The organism is Pseudoalteromonas sp. NEC-BIFX-2020_002, from assembly GCF_013002825.1.
GTDB lineage: Bacteria > Pseudomonadota > Gammaproteobacteria > Enterobacterales > Alteromonadaceae > Pseudoalteromonas > Pseudoalteromonas neustonica.
Map to the genome: position 1 here is coordinate 15,467 of NZ_JABEPJ010000017.1, position 22,608 is coordinate 38,074.

Annotated in this window: 19 protein-coding genes; 8 read left to right on the forward strand and 11 right to left on the reverse strand. The window is 39.5% G+C overall.

Annotated elements, in window-relative coordinates; translation table 11 throughout:
• Positions 1–51 precede the first annotated feature (51 nt).
• Both HJP15_RS16840 and HJP15_RS16845 read left to right on the forward strand, forming a co-directional pair.
• Entirely contained in the window at positions 52–999 is a 948-nt protein-coding gene (locus tag HJP15_RS16840) for a LysR family transcriptional regulator (RefSeq protein ID WP_170174202.1), read from the forward strand.
• A gap of 170 nt (positions 1,000–1,169) precedes the next feature.
• Positions 1,170–1,619, forward strand: coding sequence for a hypothetical protein (locus HJP15_RS16845; protein WP_169328058.1), 450 nt, complete (start codon positions 1,170–1,172; stop codon positions 1,617–1,619).
• 1 nt (position 1,620) lies between these two features.
• On the opposite strand, the gene icd is transcribed toward HJP15_RS16845, so the two are convergent.
• From icd to HJP15_RS16875, 6 genes are all read right to left on the reverse strand, one after another.
• Complete coding sequence (icd, locus tag HJP15_RS16850; protein WP_170174203.1) at positions 1,621–2,880, reverse strand: NADP-dependent isocitrate dehydrogenase; 1,260 nt, start codon at positions 2,878–2,880, stop codon at positions 1,621–1,623.
• 223 nt (positions 2,881–3,103) lie between these two features.
• Positions 3,104–5,809, reverse strand: coding sequence for a 7TM diverse intracellular signaling domain-containing protein (locus HJP15_RS16855; RefSeq protein WP_170174204.1), 2,706 nt, complete (start codon positions 5,807–5,809; stop codon positions 3,104–3,106).
• Between the two features lie 29 nt (positions 5,810–5,838).
• On the reverse strand, positions 5,839–8,109 hold the full coding sequence (locus tag HJP15_RS16860; RefSeq protein ID WP_170174205.1) for a TonB-dependent receptor: 2,271 nt from the start codon (positions 8,107–8,109) through the stop codon (positions 5,839–5,841).
• Positions 8,110–8,207: 98 nt separating this feature from the next.
• Positions 8,208–10,460 (reverse strand): NAD(P)-binding protein, encoded by a 2,253-nt coding sequence (locus HJP15_RS16865; RefSeq protein ID WP_170174206.1) that lies wholly within the window; start codon positions 10,458–10,460, stop codon positions 8,208–8,210.
• An 11-nt stretch (positions 10,461–10,471) separates the two neighbouring features.
• On the reverse strand, positions 10,472–11,428 hold the full coding sequence (locus tag HJP15_RS16870; protein WP_170174207.1) for an acetoacetate decarboxylase family protein: 957 nt from the start codon (positions 11,426–11,428) through the stop codon (positions 10,472–10,474).
• Positions 11,429–11,828: 400 nt separating this feature from the next.
• Entirely contained in the window at positions 11,829–12,380 is a 552-nt protein-coding gene (locus HJP15_RS16875; RefSeq protein WP_054455491.1) for a dienelactone hydrolase family protein, read from the reverse strand.
• Positions 12,381–12,749: 369 nt separating this feature from the next.
• Here HJP15_RS16875 and HJP15_RS16880 point away from each other — a divergent pair, with 369 nt between their 5' ends.
• Both HJP15_RS16880 and HJP15_RS16885 read left to right on the forward strand, forming a co-directional pair.
• Complete coding sequence (locus HJP15_RS16880; RefSeq protein WP_167349706.1) at positions 12,750–12,917, forward strand: hypothetical protein; 168 nt, start codon at positions 12,750–12,752, stop codon at positions 12,915–12,917.
• Between the two features lie 127 nt (positions 12,918–13,044).
• On the forward strand, positions 13,045–13,902 hold the full coding sequence (locus HJP15_RS16885; protein ID WP_170174208.1) for a TIGR02285 family protein: 858 nt from the start codon (positions 13,045–13,047) through the stop codon (positions 13,900–13,902).
• A 49-nt stretch (positions 13,903–13,951) separates the two neighbouring features.
• Here HJP15_RS16885 and HJP15_RS16890 read toward each other — a convergent pair whose 3' ends face one another.
• From HJP15_RS16890 to rnm, 5 genes are all read right to left on the reverse strand, one after another.
• Complete coding sequence (locus tag HJP15_RS16890) at positions 13,952–14,530, reverse strand: YceI family protein (protein WP_170174209.1); 579 nt, start codon at positions 14,528–14,530, stop codon at positions 13,952–13,954.
• Positions 14,531–14,533: 3 nt separating this feature from the next.
• A complete protein-coding gene (locus HJP15_RS16895) occupies positions 14,534–15,088 on the reverse strand; it encodes a cytochrome b (RefSeq protein ID WP_054206264.1) in 555 nt (184 codons plus the stop codon).
• 151 nt (positions 15,089–15,239) lie between these two features.
• Positions 15,240–16,073 carry a segregation and condensation protein A gene (locus HJP15_RS16900; RefSeq protein ID WP_054455484.1) on the reverse strand — a complete coding sequence of 278 codons (834 nt, stop codon included), beginning with the start codon at positions 16,071–16,073 and terminating at the stop codon, positions 15,240–15,242.
• Positions 16,074–16,087: 14 nt separating this feature from the next.
• A complete protein-coding gene (locus HJP15_RS16905; protein WP_054206263.1) occupies positions 16,088–16,708 on the reverse strand; it encodes an L-threonylcarbamoyladenylate synthase in 621 nt (206 codons plus the stop codon).
• Positions 16,701–17,558, reverse strand: a complete 858-nt coding sequence (gene rnm / locus HJP15_RS16910) for an RNase RNM (protein WP_054206262.1) — start codon at positions 17,556–17,558, stop codon at positions 16,701–16,703. The genes HJP15_RS16905 and rnm overlap by 8 nt, the downstream gene beginning before the upstream one ends.
• Positions 17,559–17,979: 421 nt before the next feature.
• Between rnm and HJP15_RS16915 the strand changes: the two genes are divergently transcribed.
• Genes HJP15_RS16915 through trpCF form a run of 4 tightly spaced genes read left to right on the forward strand, consistent with a single transcriptional unit; the run spans position 17,980 to position 22,603 of the window.
• A complete protein-coding gene (locus HJP15_RS16915; protein ID WP_054206261.1) occupies positions 17,980–19,548 on the forward strand; it encodes an anthranilate synthase component 1 in 1,569 nt (522 codons plus the stop codon).
• Position 19,549: 1 nt separating this feature from the next.
• The gene (locus HJP15_RS16920) at positions 19,550–20,167 is read left to right on the forward strand and encodes an aminodeoxychorismate/anthranilate synthase component II (protein ID WP_170174210.1); all 618 of its coding nucleotides are present in this window, start codon (positions 19,550–19,552) and stop codon (positions 20,165–20,167) included.
• An 8-nt stretch (positions 20,168–20,175) separates the two neighbouring features.
• On the forward strand, positions 20,176–21,246 hold the full coding sequence (gene trpD, locus HJP15_RS16925) for an anthranilate phosphoribosyltransferase (protein WP_054206259.1): 1,071 nt from the start codon (positions 20,176–20,178) through the stop codon (positions 21,244–21,246).
• Positions 21,239–22,603 carry a bifunctional indole-3-glycerol-phosphate synthase TrpC/phosphoribosylanthranilate isomerase TrpF gene (gene trpCF, locus HJP15_RS16930; protein WP_170174211.1) on the forward strand — a complete coding sequence of 455 codons (1,365 nt, stop codon included), beginning with the start codon at positions 21,239–21,241 and terminating at the stop codon, positions 22,601–22,603. The genes trpD and trpCF overlap by 8 nt, the downstream gene beginning before the upstream one ends.
• The last annotated feature ends 5 nt before the right edge of the window (positions 22,604–22,608 follow it).

A 22,608-nucleotide genomic window follows, 5' to 3' on the forward strand; every position in this document is an offset into this window, starting at 1 on the left:
AGCAGGCTTTAATTTAGATAATTAATACAGCGAATGAATAAGATTGATCAAATGAATATAAGAAATGTCGATCTCAACCTACTGGTGTACTTAAATGTACTCATAGATGAGCAAAATGTCTCTAAGGCGGCAAATAAATTAGCGTTAACACAGCCTGCAATGAGTAATGCACTCAAGCGTTTACGTGATTTATTTGACGACCCGCTACTTGTTCGCGCAGCAGGCTCTATGACTCCGACTGCAAAAGCCTTAAGCTTAAAGCCAGAAATAGAGGCGTTGTTAAAAATGGCCGAGGCAATTACTCAGCCCAGTGATGTTTTTGATCCTACTACTGCACACATGACATTTAGAGTGATGGCAAATGACTATTTAGAATCAACCTTAATCGCTCCATTTATAACCGCACAGCTTAATAAACACCCAGGGCTTAATTTTGATGTACTCAGTCCTAGCGATGTAAACCTGCAAGATATGGAAAAAGGCACTATTGATTTAGCGATTAATCGCTTTAATGGTTTGCCGCGATCTTTTCATCAATCCAGTGTGTGGCGGGATAATTATTGCTGTTTAATGCACCCTGCAAACCCCTTTTTACAGCAGCCCAATTTAAACCAATATTTGGCCTCAGAACACATTTGGGTTAATCGTGCTGGCTGGGGGGCTGAAGCTGCGGTTACTAATAAATCAGGGAGCCAGAAATTAGGCTGGGTAGACGAAGCACTCTGGCAATTAGAGCAGACCCGCCATATTAGGGTGTTTACCCGTCATTACATGGTGGCAAGTTTATTGTGCCAATCTCCCCAGTTAATCGCAACATTACCAAGACGACAAGCAATGCTACTAACCAAACACACTGACTTAGTGATCAGCCCTGTACCATTTCAAATAGTGCCTATAGAGGTAAAAATGATCTGGAGCCCACTACTGCACCATGCAAGCCCGCATCAATGGTTACGCAGAGAATTACAAAATTTTGCTGCAACAATTGCGGATCGCTGAGATTGTTCAAATCAATCTTTAAATACTTATGCTACGATTCAATCCAATTCACGATATTGATTAAATCAATATCAGTTATTGAAAACAACAATTTCATAAATAGTGTTCTTAGGGCTAGAGTGAAGTCATACCAAATGAGTTAGCCACTAAAATTAAGAGACAACATTATGATGCAAACGACAGCAAGCTTTACCCAACAAGACGGATTATTCATCGATGGTCATTTACATGCTTTTATTGAGCAACAGCTATGTAAAAAAATGACGATAAATTGTGACGATGTGTATCAGGCACTAGCCACATTAGTTGATGAGTTTGGTTGCCAGTGCCGTAAAAACAAACACCTTGAAGATGATAGCTTAGACGTGCAAACATTATTGCATGCGTACAAAGTTGAACATAATCACCCTCATTGTCATGTTGATGCGCAAACAACAACCGCGGTACTCGATGAATATTGTTGTCAGGTGCCTGCAATCATTGTGGTTGCGTTAATGGATACCCTAAGCGGCACACCTAGCGATGAACATGATGCAAAGGCTATTTATCACCGTGCTGCAACCCTTGTTAACCGCCCTTGTATGTATCGTGCAGAACTTAGTAACGCCAATGCAGCCTAAGCTATGAGTGCTTTAAATGCTCGATTATCCTTTGTGTAAAGTCACTGCAACTTAGGATAGTCGAGTTATGTGCATCTTCTTGTAAATCAAAGGTCAATTCACCCGCTAAAAAGGTGTATTGCAAAGCATGCTCTATCTGATTAGCTGCTTCATGCCACTTCATAAATCGTAGCATCATTACCGCACTTAAAATGCTACTTGTTGGATTAGCGCTATTTTGACCAGCTATTCGCTCAAAAGTCCCGTGCGTTGGTTCAAAAAAAGCCACTTCATTATTTAAGTTTGCCGCAGGCATGATGCCAATCCCTCCCACTTGTGCTGTTAGCATGTCAGCTAAATAGTCACCATTTTGATTGGTTGTCACGACCACATCAAATTGCTCAGGGTTCATCAGCGCTTGTTGGTGCATGTTATCTGCAATCACTTCTTTAATAACCAGTGGTGCTAAGCCTTCTCGCGGAATTTCAAGCCAACGACCATTACTATGTGGTACTGCTGAAAACTCATTCTGTGCAAGCGCAAAACCCCAGCGTTTGAATGCACCATCAGTAAATTTAAGCACATTACCTTTATGCACAACAGTGACTGAGTCACTTTTTTGCTCCAGCGCATAATTAATTGCATAGCGAACTAAACGCTGTGACCCTTCTTTGGAGATATTCTTAATGCCAATACCACATTGCTGATCAAAGCGTAGACGAGTAACGCCCATTTCTTGACATAAAAAGTCCAACATTTTTTCAGCTTCAACACTGCCAGCTTGCCATTCTATGCCAGAATAAATATCTTCTGAGCTATCGCGGATCACCACGATGTTAGTTTTTTCAGGATGTTTCAGTGGCGAAGGTAATACACTGTAGCCTTTAATAGGCCGCATATTGACAAACAAATCCATTTCATGACGAAGGGCTACATTGAGTGAACGAAAACCACCACCAATCGGTGTGGTTAAAGGGCCTTTTATAGCAATTTTAAACTGCCTAACAGCATGTATTGTTTCTTGCGGAAACCAATCACCATCGTAAAGCTGCGCTGCTTTTTCACCATTGAACACTTCCATCCAGTGAATTTTACGCTGTCCTTGGTAACACACATCAACAGCGTGATTTACCACTTTTCGCATACAGGGTGAGATATCTTGCCCAACGCCATCACCATCAATATAAGCAATAATAGGTTGTAGAGGAATATGCCATTGGCCTTGTTCATCAATGCTAATCTGTTCGCCATTTGGCGGCACGTCAATATGTTGATAGCCCATAATATTCCTATGTGTTTGTATAAAAACCATAACAATTAAACCATGCTTATAATGATCTGTCGTAGTTAGAGCATCTATAGTTACTATTCAACAATAAAATAATCATGCTAAAACAGTTTTTTGTTGAGCGGCATGTGAATAAAATGCTTAGGACAATAAATCTTTTGGGTTAACGCTCAGTAGCAGATCGCGTGGCTGTGGGGTCACAGTCTAAATAATAAATTCATTGTTTAACTGGGGATATAATCGAGTCCATTTTAGCTAATAATCCATTAACTAAACGACTATCCAAGGTGATGCTATCTGCTTTGAGCGACTTATCTAAACAAACAGCTTGCTGATAAAGCGCATCGCAATCAAACATCCCTGCTGTCCCTTTTATCATATGAATACTTTTTGCTAACCCATCTATATCACCGCTGCCAAACTGGGCCGCAATGGTATCTCTTTGATTTTTTAACCCTTCAATATACGTTTTTTTCAACGCATCAAATTCATGATCAGGCAATTTAACTTCTTCGTGCATTTCTATATCAAGGTAACTGGCAATTTTATGGCTAAACTGACTGCGATCTATTGGTTTTGCAATGTGATCAACAAATCCTTGTTTTAGATAACGATCAATCTCATTTTTCATCGTATTTGCCGTCAATGCAACTATTGGTGTTGTTAAACCCGTCGCCTGCATCATATGAATAGCTTGCTCACCATCCATCACTGGCATTTGAATATCCAATAAAATTAAATCAAATTGGTTATCAAGTGTTGCTTGCACTGCATCTTGCCCGTTTTCCACTGCCGTAACTGTTAACCCCATACGCTGTAAAATACGCTCGATTAACTGACGGTTCTCAGGGTGATCTTCAGCAACGAGTACTTCACCCACTAAGTTGCGTTGGCATTGTGAAGAGACTAAATCTTTTGGTTGCTCAATTGATATATCTTCAAAGCTGTTAACCCAGCGTGTTTTTTCAGTTATTTGTAACGCTAAAGCTAGGCTAAACTCACTACCGCTGCCTACTTCAGAATGAACGCTGATATCACCATCTAATTTTTGAGCCAAACTTTTTGATATATTTAAGCCTAATCCAGTTCCACCATATTTACGCGTGTTCGTTGCATCAGCTTGGTAAAATGGGGTAAATAACTCTTGCTGCTCAGCAAGGGTCATACCTATGCCCGTGTCTTTGACTTTGATCCACAATTGATCTTTTTCACAACTTACTGATAGTTCTATATTTCCAACGGTCGTAAATTTAATCGCATTAGCAGCAAGATTTAATAGTATTTGCCGTAAGCGTGTTGGATCAGAAATAATCCAATCAGGTAAAGGAAATTCATAATTTACATTAAATTTTAGGCCTTTATCTCTAATTTGTTTACCAAGTATAGATTCAATATGCGCAATGGTTGAAAATAAATCAGTTTCAACTAACGATATTTCTAATCGGTTTGCTTCAATTTTTGACATATCTAAAATATCATTAATTAAGCCTAAGACGTGCCGACTATTTTGCAAAATAACGCGAATACCGTGATTACGCTCGTGAGGCTTTATGTCCCCTAAAATGATCCCATCTGCATAGCCAATAATAGATGTCATAGGGGTACGAATTTCATGGCTCATATTCGCTAAGAAACGACTTTTTGCTTCACTTGCATCCCTTAGCTCTTCAGCTAACTGTTCAAGCTCTTGTGTGCGCAGCTGCACTTTTTGCTCTAAATTTTTAGTTAACTCAACATTATCGTCATGTAAAAGGCTAAATTTATTTGCAACTGCAAATGCCAAGAGCATCGCATCCAGTGATGTACCTATAAGACCCAGCAAATACAAATCAATCGCTATAGGAGGTATCAAACCTAGGTTAGTCAGATTCCCAACCATATTAGGGATCGCCATAGCAAGGTAAGCCATTACAAAATAACGCGCTGGTTTAAACCCACTCATCCAGCTTCGCACACCAATAAACATGCCTAAGCATAAGGTTGCACCGGTAACAAAAGTGGCCCATATAAAACCAAAACCAGGCCATAAAATTGCAAATGGTACGCCTAACGTAGCAACCGCCCCGAGTAATAACGACGCAATGGATAATCTCGGTGAGGTTTCTTTAAGCTTAAGTAAGCTGTTATAAAATAAGATGTTTGTAAGGGGAATAAGCGTAAAGCCTAACCAATGCAAATGTGCATTGTAATAGCCAAATATTTGATCCGGAATATGAAAAAACTGACTCCATGCAAACACCCAACATGCAGTAAACATTGCATAATAAAGGTGTGTCACATCGCGCGCACCAAAATAAATCAGTAAATTATATAACCCTAGAGCAATCCCCACCCCAAAACACAACAGCATTATCATGTTCTGTAAGGTGATTTGAGGAAAAAAATCATCGTAAGGTTTTAAAACTAATTTAGGCGGAGTATAAAAGTAGTCACTTTCAAATTTAGTGACTAATACATAACGCTTCCCTGGGATCAGCGTTATTTTATTACCGTATTGAAATGCGAATTCATTTTTTTCTAAGCCACCTGTAATATAACGTGCTACAGGTGCGCTAGGCGTATCGAGATCATAAATACGTGTTTCAACCCTAGACACCAACGTATTATATGGATACAGGACTAATTCAGTTAATTTAGTTTGGTTTTCTAAAGGTAAAACAAGCCAATAACTACCACCAAAATAGGTTGTACGATTTTGCGGCTTTTTATTTAAGATCCACGTTTCGAGCTCGTCACTTGTGCGCGCAAAACCACTGTGATTACTTTGCAACACAGAACCTACTTGCAAAAGATTGGTTTCATGCTGCTGTTCATCATAAATGAAAAGATCAGGCATACTCGCCGCAGTCGCTGTACCGCAATACAGCAAACTAAAAAGCATAAACATTATTACTTTAAGGCTTAAGGCTGCCTTTATTTCCATATAACGCACCTTAATCTATCTGCATGTTTTTAAAACTGATAGCTAACATCAAGCCCATACCGGCGACCTTCACCTTTAAAGTCTTCTAGCATACCTAAGAATGGGCCTAAATCAAATTTCAAATGAGAGTAATGCGTTTCAAATAAATTTTTTCCCCACAATACCATTGACCACTGATCCATCTGATAACGAATATTACCGTTAACTAAACTATAGCCGTCTTGAAAGGCATAGGGGTTTTGGTTCTGATCAAAGTAATAATCAGATTGATAATCAATAACCAGTTGAGTTGTTAGTGGATTATTTGCAAGCTCAAATGCATACTCTATCGCTGCCGAAACATTCCACTTAGATGTAAAAGGTAGGCGGTTATTGGTCAAACTATTGCCAAGTGGATCTACAAACTCTTCAAACTCGGCATGCGGTATATAACCCAGTGAAAAACGCATTGATAATGCATCATTGGCTTTATAATCAAACTCTGCTTCTAAGCCGTAAATAGTAGAATCACCAACGTTTTCTAACAGCTGAACTGGCGGGCTTTGTGGCGATGCTGATGGTTGATTCATAAATACTTGTTGATCATTATAATCATAATAAAATGCAGCCCAATTCATTCGCACACCGTGCTCAGGCCACCAAGATTTAGTACCAACTTCATGGGAGTTTAGGCGTTCTTTATCATAGGCGGCCAACTCAGCTTGCTCTGGTGATGATAAAAACCCACCATTATAACCCCCGCTTTTTGCACCGTTTGCAAACCTATAATATGTGTTTGTGGTCTCACTTAGTTGATAATTTACAGACAACTGTCCTGAAAACCCGTTGTCGCTTTGCTCTCCTTTCACATGATAAAAAGGCACTATAGCGCCTTCTAGGTCGCTAGGATCAACAATGGCATTTAATTGAGAGAGTGAATCGTACTCCAGTGATTCATACGAATAACGAAGCCCTGCCGCAATCCACCACTTCGTACTTAGCTGATAATCAAGTTGGCTAAACAAAGCAAGACTTTGCGTATCAATTTGATTGTCGTAATAAAATGTTGCAGTTAAATTTGTGGGCAAAATACCACGATAATCACGTAATATATCATTTACATTATTTTGCTTTATCGATTCGTCAGCAAAATAAATTCCAGTTGTGAGAGTATGATCACCAAATTGTGTTGCTAAACGTAACTCTTGAGTAATAAAGTCTGTATCTAGCCCTAATGAACCTTCACAAAGACGCTGTGGAGAACCATCACAATTAAACGCATGGTCTCGCTCCAACTGATTATAACTTGATATGGAGACGAGCTCATTTTCAGAATTTATTTGCCAGTTTAAATGTGCACTAAAACCTTTACCGTCGCTTTTATGAGGCGAGTCATTATTTACGCTCACGGTATAAAAGTCGTCGCTGCCATCGTTAAAACCAAAATTATCAAAGCAATTTTGAGAGCCCGCTTGTTCAACAGAACACGGCTGCAATGTTAGCGGATTAGCTACAATCCCAATACTCCCCACAGGCTGTACAATTCCTTGCCAATCTTCAATGTGTCCTTTTAATAATAGTTGAACATTGTCAAAGTCGGTTAACAAAGAAATACGCGCATTTGTTTGTTGCATACCTGCGGTAGGTGATTGAGTATAAACATTTTTTGTAGAATACTCATAGTCTTGATGATTAAGCGCCACGCGCAAAGCGCTATTTTCGCTAATTTGAGTGTTATACATACCATCAAGAGTTACTGAATTATTATTGCCAGCACCAACACTCAGGTAACCCGTTTGGGCAAACTCAGGGCGTTTTGTACGAATCAATATCGCCCCACCGGTAGAGTTTCTACCAAATAATGTTCCTTGGGGGCCACGCAGTATATCCACTTGCTCAATATCAAAAAAGTTAACTATTTGATTGCTCGCAGAGCCAACCGCCACGTCGTCAACGTATATTGCCACTGGCGATGTATTCGCAGTATTATAATCTACTAAACCAACCCCACGAATGTTAACTGCCGGCGGTGTGCCTTCAGCTGCATTTTGACTAATTTTTACATTAGGTGCGAATACTGAAAGCTCTGTCGTGTCTTTGTAATGTTGAGATGTTAATGCCTCTCCTTTTACATGACTGACCGCAATACTTACTTTTTCAATCGCTTGAGCGCGTTTTTGCGCATACACTTCTATCACTTCCATGTTACTTTTTGACACCACAGCAGCTTCATTTTGCGCCTGAAGACTCAATGGCAAAATTAAACTTGATGAACACAATAACAACACATGATTTGAAATTGGTTTGCATAGGCTTTTCATTCGTAACAGACCTTTATCCTAGGAGTATGTAAATATACTGTAATTATTTATAATTATAGACTAATTAATTACTAAAAGTAGTCTAAATATCAGTAACTTTAGGTAGTTTTTGTCGGCTCAAATGCATTTTCTCCACTTATAGATTGTGGATATCCACATAATGCTCGCGCTGTCTGCATTCCTGCCATAACAGCCGCTTCAACACAACCGGCATTCACACCCGTTTTTATCCAATCCCCTGTTATAAATAAATTACTAAACTGCGTACCATCCGTCGCTAAACGATACTGGCTCGAACCTGCTACAGACAAAACATAGCGTTCACTCGGGTCAACATTAACTCGCCAATATTGTTGATCTAAACGCGCTTTGCCTGACACATCATTTGCATATAATACTGACCAATCAAAGCCATTTTGATCATAAGCTAATGGCCATAATGGCTGCATATTAGTCGTTACCAATTGTGTTAAATTCGTTTTTACATCAGCTTTTGCTCGCGCTGGGAACGTGTGGTCACTTTGTGGTGGATATTCTGCACAGGCAAAGGCACTGCAAAAATAGGCAATGTTTTTTGGACTGTTATTCAATGGCCATTGCTCTTTGTCTACTAAGTTTTGCATTGCAGCCCACGTGTCAAATGGTTCGCTAAAACCACTTAAAATCGGCCCTTCTTCGCTTGGCGGCATATACTCCCAACCAAGCTGCTGATCTGTTTTATTTAACCAAAGCTGGCTGGCTTGCGTTGCTACCGTAAGAACATTTTTAGCTTGTGCAGCAAATGCATCATCAATAGCTAATAAACGCGGGCAAATATGTTCCAATGATGCAACAGAAACACCAAGAATAAGTTGATCAAAATCGTGTTTGAAACGCAATGTTTTGTGAGGCAATGGCTGACCAAATTCAGCTTGATAACGACTTGGCCAGTCTGTCCAAAAAGACTCTAAATTAATATTATATTGCTGTAATAGCGTCGCTTGCGCTGTATTAATTTGATTATAAAGGGGCTCACTTGGCCAGCAAGGTAAACTTTTAACATCAACAAGGGGTTGATACTCAGTATTATTTTTCAGTTCAACCTGTTGTTGCAATTCAATTTCTGTTACACAACGCTTACCATTACTATCATAGCCAGGCGTAATATTTTGAAGTTGATGGAAAAACTCAAACTTAACCCCTCTTTGCTTTAAGAGCTCATAAAGTGGTGAAAAAATCACATCCCCCATTCCAGCCTGCATTTTCCACATAACACCACCACGATAGCATAATGCGATTCTCAACATTGCTAATGCTGCAACCCCAGCTTCTACATTCGGTTTGCTAAAATCCCCTTTAGGGTATGCAAACACTAAATCATAAAACCCACGCACAGGGGCCGAATCCACACTGTATTGTTTATTCGCGCCATTTTTTAGCAGCCATTGGCGAAAATCATACTTATTAATAACACCAAAACCATCACGGTAAACTTTGTCTTTGATTAGCCCGACAAGCATTGCAATTGCAAGATCAGCACAAATATATAAGCGTCTTAATTGTGCATTTTCATCCATTAACTCTGTCAATTCTTGATTAAGCCAGCGCTTTAACTTTCTGACGATATACCAAATTACTAAGCTATCTTTTTTCTCAGATATTTGAGGCTGTAATGTATTTTTATTTTGTGTAAATTCATTTAATTTATCGACCAGTAAGCTGGGCGTTGATGTGATCTCTTGACTTAAGTTTTGTATATCATGTGTAAACGTTTTCCACGCATCACTGCCATCAGTGGCTAGCTCTTGAACATGTTGGTATAGGTGTTGTAGTAAATATTTATCACGTGTTTTTTTAGTTGTTAATTGTGTACTTTTAGCTTGTTGATTTGCTGCAATTTCTAGTTGCGGGATCCATTTTTTTAACCACGCAAGGGTCATTGTAATAAAATCCCATGCTGTAATATCTAAACTGCCGTTTGCAGGGTTACCCGGTAAAATTGGAAAATCAATTGGCCACGTTTCCCACTCATTATCTATATGCTCTTCTAAGGCAATAAAACTATGTGGTTTAAACGCTTGTTGCCACGTGCTTAATGCGCATGTTGTAGGGCGATTTAATTTATTGTAAACCGTTTCGATTGCTTTAAAGCTGTTTACATATGCTCCAAACCAAACATGTAAACCATGTTCTTCTATACGCTCGCCCATCGCTGCATTTCGCCCACTCGCTCCTTTTCCCCCTAAACGCCACCCTTGCTGATAAACAGTAATTTCGCGATGCTGCTGCCAATCATCTTGCTCAGTCAAATACAACGCAGCAGTCATAGCAGCAACCCCACCACCGATAATGGCTATTTTTTCATTACTCATACTATTTTCCTTTATAGAGGGAGGACTTGAGAAGCTTCAAGTTGGTCAAAATCCATGCATATATAAAAAGGTAAATACACATCTTGTGGGCCTACTTTTAAGCCAAACATTTCAGCCAATGGAAAACTATCCAACTGCTCTATTTGTAATTGAAAGTCTGGCTTTAAGAATTTAAATTTATGGATTTCTTTAATTTCTGATGGCGAGTGCATCACAGCTTGATATACCGCTAATTTGCCTTGACCATCTGGGAATTGCTTAAATAATATTTGGTCCATTTGTGGATTAACAAACCCACTAAGCAATTGCTTTAATAAGGAAAAGTCTATACCCATGTGTTCCCCATCAAACAAATTTGCCACACGATCACCAAAATCTTCCAACGTTGATAAAACACTTTCGTTATTTTCTTTAGCTGTGGTTGTTAAGGAAAGTAGCTGGTGTGTCTCTAATTTAGATGATGGAGAGAAATGTTTAAAGCAATCTAGCGATAATGAAAAATCAGTTAGTTTGTTAACAGAGCTAGGCATTTTATATTCACACATATATTTATTGTAGCCCCATGTCTCTCGTCCATTTATGAGTGCATAAATATTATTGACACAAATAAATGCTGGGTACCAATAAAGATGCGTAATATCTTCATCATCTCCTTGCTTTTCTACCTTTACAACTGGCAACCAAACAATAATATCTGTTTCTTGCATCCAACCATGTTCGTTAAAAGGTGGTGTTAATGAGGCGATTTTTTCAATATCAGTAAATGTCAGTAGCGCGTACTCACCCAGCCCTTTAAAGTAAGTATCCTCTGTTGCTACTGTATTAAGTGTATTACTTATATACGCTTGAACTTTTGTTTGATCTATTTTTATAAAAAAGCCATACATGTTTGCATTAGTCATCCGACATGGCGGCTTTGCTACAGGGTTAGATAAGAAGTGACGATATAGCTTATGTTGGTCAGTCATATAATAAATTAATCTAAGTTAAAAACTTAGTATAGCCATACAACTAATCAATATACTAGTTTGTAGCATTTAATTAATACAATACAACTAGGGCGTGTTGACCTTTGTGGATTGAAATTTGTTCAATCTAGGGGCGATTTAATCGCGGCGCGAGGTTTGTAACCTAGCGGGCTAAGTAAAAACCGAGCAAAGCTTCCGCGTCCTGCTCACGCCCCTTACCTACATCCGTGTAGGTAACAAAGAGTTAATCGCCCCTAGGAAAAACCCTTTGGGCAGCGCATATTTGGCATTTATACTGCGTTATCGCCTATTTATGGGGAACAACCACACATCATAGGCGCTGCCTTGCCTAAATACCAAATAGACTGCTGAAAAATTAATCATGAAAGGTCAACACGCCCTATAAATCATCACTAAACAGTCGTTTACTAAAATATAAGTAACCTTGATTATCAAAATTATTTGATAATGGATTCATAAAGCCATGACCATAGTCACACTGAAAACAGCTGACGTTCGCTTTTGTTTGTAGGCTTGTGATAATAACGCTCACATCAAAATGTGCCTCTTGATAAGGAAATATCAATTCGCATGGTATTGTTGCTGGTAAATTTAAATTATAACGAATTTGATTTGGATAAAATGCCACGAGCTTTTTGATATAGCGATTTTTAGTACATGCTTGGCTACGCCATGCGGCTGCCCCCCCAGCACTAAAACCAATAATTGTGGTATCCGTTTTTATATTATCTAACACTTTATTTAGTTTTTGAAAATAACCGTCATGCCCACACTGAGATATAAACTGTTGATATTGCAGCTCCTCGTCAATAACGGGCTGTAGTTGAGCATCGTATGGATCTACAATAATAAACTCACCATTCAACGTTTGTGCAAACTGTGTCAAATATGATGTTTTTCCAAAAATATCACTCACAATAATGTAATTCATCTATTGTCCTCGCTTTTTCGTGCCTCAAAATACAGTATTTATAATTAAAAAACTATAAAACAACAAAAATGCTTGCCTAAACAAATTTACTGAGGTAAAGTTTCATCTTGGTCCTAAAAAAGCCTCGCGGTTAACCTCTTTACCCTGATCCAGTAAGCCCCGCAAAACGTATATTTTAAAGCTAAGTTATTGTACGGCGAGAACCCCAAGTCAAACTACGACATATTTTTTAAATAGTCGCATAAATGTCATAAAGATCGTCAACACTATAATGAAGCTAAACACGAAACAGTCTATCTAATCATGTTTTAACTGCTAATATGAAATTAGCGACATAGAAAAGATAACAAGAAAAAAGTGAGTTTTATTATGTCTTATAATTACAATGGATCTATGATCCAAATCGCACATCCAGTGCAATCAATTTCAGTAAATAAACAACGTGTTATTTTTTCTGATACGCAAGGTTTAAAGAATGCCTTGTTTACAAAAGCAAGTGACGCACGTCAGTTTGTTAAATGGCTGAAATCCAATTAATTTATATTGAATTGTATTATTGCTATTGAATTACGCCAGCCTTTGCTGGCGTTTTGCTTTTTTCCAAGAAACTATTTAACTAACTGCTACACTTACTGATAGTAATCATTTTTTAGTGGTATAAATAATGACAGGTGTGTATCTAACTCTATTTTTATTTTTTTTATCTAGCACCACGGTACACGCTAAAACAATTGACTGGGTAGTCACCGACTTCGCCCCATATTATATTTTTAATGATCAATATGCGGGTACAGGGCGTGACGAAAGTGTTATCTCTTTACTTGAAGAGCAACTACCAAACTATACCTTTAAGCGAGTTATTTTACCTTCGAGCAGAACTGTTCGCGAAGTCTCGAACCCAAATCACACCTATTGTATGCTCTCGCTGTATCAAAGTGAGCATCGCCGTGAACATATAGCATTTAGTGAGCAAGCTTCCACTATTGGCTTATCACCTTCCATCGCTATCCATAAAGAACTCTTACACAGCCTAAAATTAGATCCTAACGCCCAAATTTCACTAAAAAAATTGTTAAGTGAATACAAACTCACCTTAGGCATATCAATGAGCCGTTCTTATGGAGAAACGATAGACAACGTAATAAATACTAATGCTGATGCATCTATCATTATTCGTCCGGGACGGGATACACTCGCAAGCTTAACTTATATGCTAAAAAAGAAACGCATAGATATATTGTTAGGCTATCCGAGTGAGCATTTTTATTTAGCTAAATCTATGGGCTTTGATGATGAGTTGATACAGCTACCACTAACCGAGGCGTCAGAACTCAGCTTTGGCTATATTGGCTGCACTAATACCGCACAAGGTAAGCAGCACATAAAAACTTTAAATAGCGCACTGGCAATCATAAAAGAACAGCCTAGTTATCACGAAGTATTAATACGTTGGTTACCTGATAATTTAAAGCCCTTACTTGAGCAACGTTTACAAGCAAACAAAAACGCCTCAACTAAGTGAGGCGTTTTTTCTAACTATTTGTCCGAATATTACTGCGCCTAAACTTTGCTTATTTACGTATGCCTTCAATAAATAAACCAATATCAACATGTGTTGATGCAGGCCCAAGATTATAATCAATACCAAAATCAGCTAATTTCAGGCTGGTTTCACCTTCAAAACCAACACGATAACCACCCCATGGATCTTTTCCTTCACCTATTTTATCTATTTCAAAAGTAATGCTTTTAGTGATGCCATGTAATGTAAAGTCACCCGTTACTTTTGCTTCATCGCCTTTAGCATCAAATACAATACTGGTGCTTTTAAAACTTGCTTGTGGAAACTTATCAACATTTAAGAAATCTTTTCCTCTTAAATGTTTGTCACGTTCTGCATGATTTGAATCGATACTTTTAGTATCAATATTTACCATGATCTGTGATGCATTTGGGTTAGCTGAATCATAATTAAAGCCACCATCAAATGTATTAAAACGACCATGTAACCAACTGTAACCTAAATGTTTAATTTTAAAGTTTACAAATGCATGAGCGCCTTGAGTGTCAATCACATAGTCTGCTGCGTGTGCAGTGCTTGCGCCAAATAATGTTGCTGCAACAGCAGCAGATAGTAGTAATTTTTTCATTTATTAATCATCCTTTAATGGTTTGATCATTCTAATTAAGGTTTTATCTTTATCGATAAAATGATGTTTTAATGCCCCAAGTGCATGTAACGTTACTAAGCCGATCAAACTACATGCCGCCCAGTAATGAACTTTACCTGCAATATCTGCCTGATTTTCTACCGATAAGTCAATTGCGGGAATACTAAATAACGTAAACACCTCAATCGCACGACCATCCGCAGTCGAAATCAAATACCCTGAAATAACAATACCAATCAATAACATGTAGATAAGTAAATGTGCAAAGTGCGCGACTTTATTCACTACTTTACTTGAACCTTCAACAGGTTTTGGCTGTGTGCCCATTACCCGCCACGCTAATCTAAATATCAATAATGCCGCAAGTGTGATCCCTATACTTTTATGTAAATCCATCGAACCACGATACCAGCTATCGTAATAAGTAAGCTCGACCATATATAAACCTAGGCCAAAAAGACCTATAACTATCAATGCCATCAGCCAATGCAAAACAATGGTAACTAAGCCATAACTCGAGTGAGTATTTTTAAACATAGAAAGACTCCCTAAACCAGTAATGCCAGAATAGCCCGTCCCTAACTAAAAGAAAATAGCGAATAACAAACAAGTTATGTGCATATATGCACATAACTTGTTACGGGTTTGCGAGTTAAAGCTTCACGACAATTACTTTGAGTGGGTGAAATTAGTTTTGTTCAACTAAGCCAATATATATTTGTGTGGTTGGATCGACTTGTAGGCAACTGATCAACCCTTCTTTAATTAGTTCTAACATCGCGATAAAACTCACTACCACCCCGCTGCGCCCTTCGTCAAAGGTAAATAAGTCAGTGAAAGGAAGCTGTGAACTGGCTTGTGATAGTTTTTGTAATATTAAGCTCATTCGTTCACGGGTTGATAGTGCTTCAGCTGTGATTTGATGGTGTTCCAGCGTTTTTGCTCGTGCCATCACATCGCTAAGGGCAAACAATAAATCCTTTAGATCTACATCAGGGAGTAACTGCGCTTGCTCATCTTGCTCTGGCACTAGCGCCTGTGCAATATAAATATCACGACCAACGCGTGGAATATCGTCAAGATTTTCTGCGGCTTGCTTAAATTGTTCGTACTCTTGTAATCGGCGTATTAGTTCAGCCCGAGGATCTTCTTCTTCTTCCAGTTCTTCATGTTTGGGCAATAATAAGCGCGATTTTATTTGCGCTAACAAGGCTGCCATTACTAAATACTCGCCTGCTAACTCAAGTTGAAACTCGGTCATCATTTCAACATAATGGACATACTGCTCTGTAATACTAAAAATAGACAATTCAAGAATATCGAGTTTATGTTTTTTAATTAGATACAGAAGTAAATCAAGCGGCCCTTCGAAGGTTTCTAAAATAACTTCAAGCGCATCAGGCGGAATATATAAGTCTTGCGGCGTATTCATTACTTCTTTGCCATGCAAAAAAGCCAGCGGCAGCTTTCGCTGCGCCAGCTCTTGTGTTTGAGCTACCTGTTCAGTGACACGCTCACTCATGGTGTTTAACAAGGTTATTCAAATGGAGTTGTATCACCGCAGCCAACACGTAGCACTTCAACTGTATCTTCTGAAAGATCAATCACTGTCGTTGCTTGTTCGGCTAAGTAACCGCCATGAATAATTAAATCAACCAAAGGGCCTATGCGATCGCGAATTTCATCTGGATCAGATTCTGTAAACTGCTCACCGGGTAATATTAATGAACACGACATCAATGGCTCGCCTAATTCAGCGAGTAACGCACAGGTAATTGGATGCTCTATTACACGAATACCAATGGTCTTTTTCTTGTCATTTAATAGCCGTTTAGGGACTTCTTTAGTTCCTTTGAATATAAATGTGTACGGCCCAGGAGTATTATTCTTAATTAGCCTGAACAATTGATTATCTACGCGAGCATAGGTCGAAAGCTCAGATAGATCGCGACACACTAATGTAAAATTGTGGTGTCTCTCAATGCCACGAATACGTTCAATACGCTCTTTGGCTTGTTTATTCCCTAAATTACAGCCTATTGCATAGCCTGAATCTGTCGGGTAAACCACTACCCCGCCTTTCTTAATTATATCGACTGCTTGATTAATTAATCGTGGTTGTGGATTATCTGGATGAATATGAAAAAAATCACTCATGTGTTACTCCTTCTTGCCCTTCCCAAGTTTGCCAAACGCCTTGGCAATCTTTTGGCAGATATAAGTTTTTTCCTAATTCTAGCCAACTAGTAGGAAAATGAAAATCAGACCCTTGCGAGCACAGTAAGCCGTATTCACGGCTCAATTCACCCAAGAACTGTCGCTCAGTGGGTGCTTGTTGTGGTTGTGCAACTTCCATTGCATCGCCACCAGCATCTTTAAACTGACTTAATAATTTGCGCAGCCACTTATTCGACATTTGATAACGCCCAGGATGGGCAACAACAGCGACGCCACCTGCGGCGTGAATTGCCGTAATCGCCGTTTTCATGTCACACCAATCACTTGGCACATACCCTGTTTTTGCACGACCAAGGTATTTTTTAAATACGCCTGGTATTGTGGTTGCAACACCACGCGTGATCAGCGCTCTTGCATAATGCGCGCGGGTTATCTGTGCATCACCAGCAAGCTCCTGCGCTTGTTCATAAATGCCATCAAAGCCATTTTTTTCTAAGCGCCGGCCAATTTCTATTGCTCTAGCAGCACGCTTTTGTTGCTGTATAGTGAGTAAACTGGTCAATGCTTCTTCATTGATATCTACATTTAATGCCACAATATGGATCTCAAAACTTTCCCACTTGGTGGAAATTTCAACACCTGTGATCAAGGTTAATGGCAGAGACTCGTTTTTTATATAGGCTTGAGCGGGTTTCACCGCAGCGATAGTGTCATGATCCGTAATCGCAAACACATCTATATTTTTTTCAACTGCACGCAATAATAACTGCTCAACACTTAGTTGCCCGTCAGAATGCGTAGTGTGGCTGTGTAAATCGTATTTTATCAAAAGAGAAGACTGCTCATATTAAATGTGCCAAAGTTGTTATTAAGTATAACAAAAAATTTTAATAAATTGTTTTTAATAAATACTTGACATTAACGCCGTTGATACGGTTTACTGTAGCCACTTGAGACACATTAAGAACAAAAACAATGACCAATTCAATCCAAAACACTATCTGGTGGTGGCACTCGTAAATTATCGGGTGACGAATTGTCGTGTCTAACATATTCAAACCCGCTTATTGCGGGTTTTTTTATATTTAAATTTTAGGGTAACAAACATGAATAACGTAGCAACTCTTACACATCATTGGTGGTGGCGCCTGGTATAGCGGGACGGTAATGGTCTATCTAAAACATAGATATCGTTATTCAAACCCCGCATAGCATAGCTTGCGGGGTTTATTTTTTTGAGGGAATGAGGTTTGATTTTTAGTCATATAACAACAACACCAGGTGAAGTTACCAGCATCACCCAAGTGCGAGAGTACATCCATAGCCCATTAGCTCTTTACGGGCTGCTTGATAAAGACAACTCATTGTTATTAGAGTCAGCCGAAATTGATTCTAAAGACAGTGTTAAGAGTTTAATTTTAGTCGATTGTGCGCTTAAAATTATCTGCGCGGGCAAAACAGTTACGGTAACAGCGCAATCTAATAATGGTCAGCAATTGTTGCCTTATTTACAAAGTAAGTTAGAAAATTGCCACACTCAACTAAGCGAACAGACCCTGACTATTGAGTATAAGGGCTGTGATAGCGACATTGATGAAGCCACTAAGCTTATCGCCGATAACGCATTTAGTGCTCTACGCTGCTGTATAAATAATATTAACAGCACCACTAACAATCCTTTTTCGCTATTCTTAGGCGGTGTATTTGCCTACGATATGGTGGCCAACTTTGAACAACTAAGTGATGTTCCTGATGGCGATAACAGCTGCCCTGATTATGTATTTTATTTAGCCGAAACCCTTGTCATTATTGATCATCAAGCTAAAACAACGGAGCTCATTGGAAATGTGTTTAACGGCCCTGATGTTCATGCTAATTGCTTTGAGGTAGGAAAGAAGCTTGAACGCTTAAATACATTATGCGACCAAGCTGATAATTTTAGTGCAACACAAACAATGGGCGCCAGTGATGTAACTGTTGATATCAGCGACGAAGTTTACTGCCAACAGGTCAAAAGTTTGAAAAAACACATTGTTGATGGTGACATCTTTCAAGTTGTTCCATCGCGCACTTTTTCACTGCCATGTGCAAACTCGCTACATGCTTACAGCCAACTAAAAAAACAAAACCCAAGCCCGTATATGTTTTACATGCGCGATAGTGAATTTGCTTTGTTTGGTGCATCTCCGGAGTCAGCTTTAAAGTTTTGTGCACAGTCACAACAAGTTGAAGTGTATCCAATTGCAGGCACCCGCCCCAGAGGTAAGTTTGCCAATGGTCAAATTAATCCTGATTTAGATAGCCGTATTGAGCTTGAGCTACGTAATGATCAAAAAGAACGTGCTGAACATTTGATGCTGGTCGATTTAGCACGTAACGACGTAGCCCGTATTAGCGTACCCGGTACTCGTCATGCCAAAGAACTATTAAAAGTAGACCGCTATTCTCAAGTCATGCATTTAGTGTCTCGCGTTGTGGGGACTTTAAAACCTGACCTTGATGCCTTGCATGCTTATCAAGCCTGTATGAATATGGGTACACTTGTTGGCGCACCTAAAGTCAGTGCCGCAGAGCTAGTACGTCAAACTGAAGGTAAACGTCGAGGAAGTTACGGTGGCGCGGTAGGTTACCTTACTGGTGATGGGGCAATGGATAGCTGTATTGTTATTCGCTCAGCCTTTGTAAAAAATAACATAGCCTACGTTCAAGCAGGTGCTGGTGTGGTACATGACTCTGACCCGCAATCTGAAGCAAACGAGACTCGCGCTAAAGCACAAGCAGTTATCACAGCGATTCAATCGACGTATCAAGGACACTAAAATGAGCGTAACTAACACTAAACTAACGGATGTAAAAATCTACTTTTTAGATAACTTTGATTCATTTAGTTATAACTTAGTCGATGAACTTTCTATGTTAGGCAGCGATTTAGTGGTATATCGTAACAACATAGATGCACAGGTTATTTTTGAAAAAATGTGCAACGAAACTAAGCCGGTCATTTTAGTGCTATCACCCGGTCCAGGTACGCCCTCAGCCGCAGGCTGTTTAATGGCATTGATTGAACTATGTAAAGGACACTTCCCCATGCTGGGGATTTGTCTTGGCCAACAAGCATTGACACAAAGCTATGGTGGGGTTATTGGCCATGCTGGCGAAACCGTACATGGTAAGTCGTCAATCATTGAACTTGGTGAACACCCTGTTTTTACAGGCATGGGCAAGCGTATGCCTGTGGCACGATATCATTCACTTATGGCAACGCAGGTACCTGATAGTGTAAAAGTAATTGCTAACTATGAAGCAATTCCAATGGCAATCTATCATGCGCAAGATCATGCTTTGGGTTATCAATTTCATCCTGAGTCTATTTTGACGCCAAATGGCGCCGCGCTACTTCAACAAAGTATGCAATTTTTAGCTAACGCAAAGCAGTAGAGGACTTTATGTCAGTAAATCAACAATCAGCCACGCACAACACAAGTGCCCTCATTGATGTGTTACTTACACAAACATCATTAAGCTTTAGCCAAAGCCAACAGTTATTTGATGCGATAATGCAAGGTAAAGTAAATAATATTGCGCTCTCAGCATTATTAGTCGCATTGAAACTCAAAGGTGAAGTAAGTGACGAAATTGCAGGCGCAGCTGCTTCCATGCGTGCTAATGCCGTTCCTTTTAATACAAAATTAGCAATGTTAGCTGACAGTTGCGGCACTGGCGGCGATGGCTCAAACACCATTAATATTAGTACTACCGCAGCCATTGTTGCAGCCGCCTGCGGCATTAATATGGTCAAACACGGTAACCGCAGTGTATCGAGTAACTCAGGCTCCGCCGATTTACTCAAAGCGCTGGGTATTAATATTGATATGACACCAGATCAAGCCGTTGCGTGTTTAGAACAAACTGGGTTTACCTTTTTGTTTGCGCCGCATTACCACAGTGGCGTACGCCATGCGATGGAAGTACGGACAACGTTAAAAACCCGTACTATTTTTAATATTTTAGGGCCTTTAGCAAACCCCGCAGCACCTGAAGTGCAATTGCTCGGTGTATACGACGAAAACTTATGCTTAGCGATGGCGCAAACACTAAAAACCCTCGGTACAAAGCGCGCTATGGTAGTTCATGGTTCCGGCACCGATGAAATCGCCTTGCATGGTAAAACGACCGTTGTAGAGCTTAATAATGGAGAACTTCGCCAGTACACACTCAGCCCTGCTGATTTTGGTCTTGCAAACTATTCACTTGAACAACTCGCCGGTGAAGGTCCAGAATATAACGCCAATGCCAGTCGCGCCATTTTAGCAGGCACAGGGACGGATGCGCATAATGCAGCAATTATCGTCAATGTTGCCGCACTGTTGTATCTCACTGGTAAAGTCGAAAACTTTAAAGCAGGCGCACAACACGTCGTTGAGGTTTTAAAAAGTGGTCGCGCCTTAAACACATTAAACACTATTGTAGAGCAAAGCCATAAAGCCGTAACAAACTCAGAGGTAACCAATGGCTAACGTATTAGACAAAATCGTCGCAGATAAGAAAATAGAGCTGGCTGAGCGTAAAGCAAAGCGCCCCCTTGAGAGCTTTAAAGCACAAGCAGTACCAACAAATCGTGATTTTTATAAAGCCTTAGCAGCACCTGGTACACAGTTTATTTTAGAGTGTAAAAAAGCTTCTCCTTCGAAGGGCCTGATTAGAGAGCCATTTGACTTAGCTGAAATTACAAATGTTTATAAAAACTACGCCACCTGTATTAGTGTATTAACAGATGAAAAATACTTTCAAGGAAGTTTTGATTACCTAGAGTTTGTACGCAGCCAAGTTGAACAGCCACTGATCTGTAAAGACTTCTTTATTGATGAATACCAAGTTTACATGGCTCGAATTTATGGTGGCGATGCAATATTGTTAATGTTATCAGTGCTTGATGATAAACAGTATCAACTATTGGCAAGCGTAGCGCGCAGCTTAAACATGGCTATTTTGACTGAAGTGAGCAATGAAGAAGAAGTAGTGCGTGCATTAGCTCTTGATGCACAGATCATCGGTATTAATAACCGTGATTTACGTGATTTAAGTACTGATTTAGCTACAACCGAAAGACTGCGTACACTTATTCCTAATGACAAAGTCGTGATCTCTGAATCTGGTATCTATACCCATCAAGATGTAAAACGCTTAGCACCTTTGTGTAATGGCTTTTTAATTGGCAGTTCATTGATGGCTGAACGTGATTTAGAACGCGCGTGTCGTCGTGTAATTTTAGGTGAAAACAAAGTCTGTGGTTTAACTCGCAGTGAAGATGCCATTAATGCTTATAAAAGTGGTGCGGTATTTGGTGGATTAATTTTTGCGCCTAAATCACCGCGTTATGTTGACCTAGATTGCGCCTTACAAATAACTCAAAGCGCCCCGCTCGCTTATGTGGGTGTATTTGTAAATGAAAGCATTACAAATGTCGCTGAGCATGCAACAAGCTTAAAGCTATCTGCAGTGCAATTACACGGCCAAGAAGACAATGATTACATAAATACACTGCGCCCTTTACTACCGCGTGGCTGTCAAATTTGGAAAGCTCAAGCAATTAAAGATAGCTTGCCTGAACCTATTAGTGGCGTTGATCGTCACCTATACGATACCCACAGTGATACACAAGCTGGCGGTACAGGTAAAACATTTGACTGGGCAATTTTAAAAGATGTAAAACAGCCGTTTATGCTCGCAGGTGGTTTAAATGCAGACAATATTCAAGGCGCTTTATACCAAGGTGCTCATGGCCTAGATTTAAACTCTGGGGTTGAGCAAAGCGCAGGCAAAAAATGCCAACAAAAATTAAATGATGCGTTTATCAGCATCCGCAAATATTGAGGTTA